3 protein-coding genes and 1 pseudogene are annotated in these 2474 nt (G+C 55.0%); all 4 read right to left on the bottom strand.

Features of this window, described 5'->3' with window-relative positions:
• On the bottom strand, nucleotides 1-352 hold a 352-nt coding region (locus tag JHD82_RS28820; RefSeq protein ID WP_199140301.1), incomplete at its 3' end, for an FdtA/QdtA family cupin domain-containing protein.
• Nucleotides 353-371: 19 nt separating this feature from the next.
• Nucleotides 372-1478, bottom strand: coding sequence for a DegT/DnrJ/EryC1/StrS family aminotransferase (locus JHD82_RS28815; RefSeq protein ID WP_307838129.1), 1107 nt, complete (start codon nucleotides 1476-1478; stop codon nucleotides 372-374).
• Entirely contained in the window at nucleotides 1475-2281 is an 807-nt protein-coding gene (locus JHD82_RS28810; protein WP_199140299.1) for a DUF563 domain-containing protein, read from the bottom strand. The genes JHD82_RS28815 and JHD82_RS28810 overlap by 4 nt, the downstream gene beginning before the upstream one ends.
• Nucleotides 2263-2474 (bottom strand): annotated as a pseudogene (locus JHD82_RS28805) (hypothetical protein); the annotation flags it as partial. The gene JHD82_RS28810 and the pseudogene JHD82_RS28805, both read right to left, overlap by 19 nt.

Below are 2474 nucleotides of genomic sequence, written 5' to 3'. Positions count from 1 at the left end.
CCCCCCCCCCCCCCCCCCCCCCCCCCCCCCCCCCCCCCCCCCCCCCCCCCCCTTTTAGATGTGTATAAGAGACAGGAATATAAAGACCGTAGTAAGAGCGGTTAAGATGATATTTGAATTTTGTTCGACCATCATCCAGCGTTATGTCAAAACTGCCTGACATGGCAATCAAAAGCTGATGCAGACACTTGTGCGCATGACCACCTCGATGGGAACCACCAGGGACATCGTATAAATAGTACACACGACGAATATCGAACGGTACATGCTGGCCTGCTTCAATAAATGTTAGATTGCCTCGTGGATCTTCAACCTTGGGCAGATCGATAATCTTGCAGTGCTGTAACGACATGATCAACTCTCTTATAGGGTCAAACGTGAAATGTGTTGCAAGCGTCGATCACTCGCTGTGGCTCGGCAATTCCAGGATAGAGCGGCAAGCTCAACACCATGGCTGCGTGCGTTTCCGCCACCGGCAACCGGGGCCAGTGCTCGCTCGCGTAGGCGGGTTGGAGGTGGATCGGTATGGGATAATGGACGAGCGTTTCGATTCCTGCAACGCTCAAATGTGCCTGCAAGGCAGCACGCAATGGGGTTTTCACCACAAACAGGTGCCACGCATGAACCTCACCTTCACCCGGAAGTGCCGGCAATGCAATATGCGGATTGCTGATGCCAGCACAGTAAAGCCTCGCCAAGCTCTCCCGTGATTTGGTATCGGCAGCCAACGAGCGCAATTTGATGCGTAAAAATGCCGCCTGCAACTCATCCAGCCGCGAGTTCACGCCCTGTCGCTCATGGTGATACTTGCGGCTGGAACCGTAACTGCGCAACGAAGACACACAAGCAGCCAGAGCCGAGTCTGCAGTGAGTACCGCACCGCCATCGCCCAGAGCACCAAGGTTTTTTCCGGGAAAGAAGCTGAAGCCTGCGGCATCGCCAAAGCTGCCGGCATGACGGCCATGCATCGTGGCACCATGTGCCTGCGCGGCATCCTCGACCAGCAGCAGGCCATGCCGGTCGGCCAAAGCGCGCAGCGCGGCCATGTCGGCTAGGCGCCCATATAGATGTACTGGCAATAGCACACGGGTGCGCGAAGTGATTGCAGCTGCGGCGGAACGCGGGTCAAGGTTACCGGTGACCGCATCTGGCTCAGCCAGCACCGGCGTCAACCCGGCCTGAGATACCGCCAGCGCGGTGGCAATGAAGGTGTTGGCAGGCAATATCACTTCGTCGCCTGGCGCCAGCTTTCCCAGTTCAACGTAGGCGCGCAGGATCAGGGTCAGTGCGTCCAGCCCGTTGCCGACGCCGATACAGTGCGGTACATCGCAATAGTTAGCGAATTCCTTTTCGAATGCTGCAAGTTCCTCGCCCTGAACGAACCATCCACGCGCCAATACTCGTTGCAGCGCTTCCGTAAACTCGTCCTTGAAGCGCAGATTCAAGCCTTTTAAATCGAGAAAAGAAACCATATTCATGCACCAATCATATTGCACACCGCGCGTTCGAAGACCAACTCAGAAACAAGGTAGTCCTCCTCGTAGGCATCATAAGTCGAATTCAGCCTCCCAATGGGGAGTGCCGGGATGAACCTCATCTCATGACCGAGCATATTTGCCAAAGTGGAGTAGGAGCAAAACTCTGCGTGCTCAGGGACAAGCCAACTAAGAGCCTTTGCCGGCACCGCTCTAAATATCATACCAACCCATGCAGCACCGGACGCACCCACAATCATTTCTGCATCACGAAATATCCTCGCCTGCTCTGCCAGCGATTTGCCTTCCATAGATACCGGCTCGAATCCGTATTTGAGGGCAATTTCCATCAAGGCCATTTGATTGTAATCCCGTCGCCCCACTGGCCTCTTGATAAATATCCGATGCTGCTTCCTCGATGGATTTTGATCTTCTCCGAGAATATTATCGCGAAGATTTCTGATGTAGTCCAGCATGAATTCCCGATGATGGCTATAATCATGAACTCTTGGCCAAATGCCAAAATTCATATTGAATGGCTCAAACCATACATCGTCAATAACTATAAGACTCTTAGCCCTAACAGCACATCCATTTCTCACAGGGACTATAGTGCGATCGCCTACGCATGACCTTAGCGCATCTGCAAAAGATGGAATGGTTACGCATTCAAATGGAACAATAATCGGCAGCATGTCATGCTCAGGCGGCAAATACTTCAAAATATATGCTTTAGGCAGGCACTGCATCATATAATGATACCAATTAAATGCCCCCGATACGCCCATTAAAACTCCGGCATCCATATCCTGTCTCTTATACACATCTGACGCTGCCGACGAAATGCGAACAGTGTAGATCTCGGTGGTGGGCGTATCAGTAAAAGGGGGGGGGGGGGGGGGGGGGGGGGGGGGGGGGGGGGGGGGGGGGGGGGGGGGGGGGGGGGGGGGGGGGGGGGGGGGGGGGGGGGGGGGGGGGGGGGGGGGGGGGGGGGGGGGG

This window comes from Delftia sp. ASV31 (genome assembly GCF_016428765.1).
GTDB classification, from domain to species: domain Bacteria; phylum Pseudomonadota; class Gammaproteobacteria; order Burkholderiales; family Burkholderiaceae_C; genus Comamonas; species Comamonas acidovorans.
The sequence above is the reverse complement of the archived record's forward strand: the minus strand, read 5'-3'. Positions and strand labels throughout refer to the sequence as shown.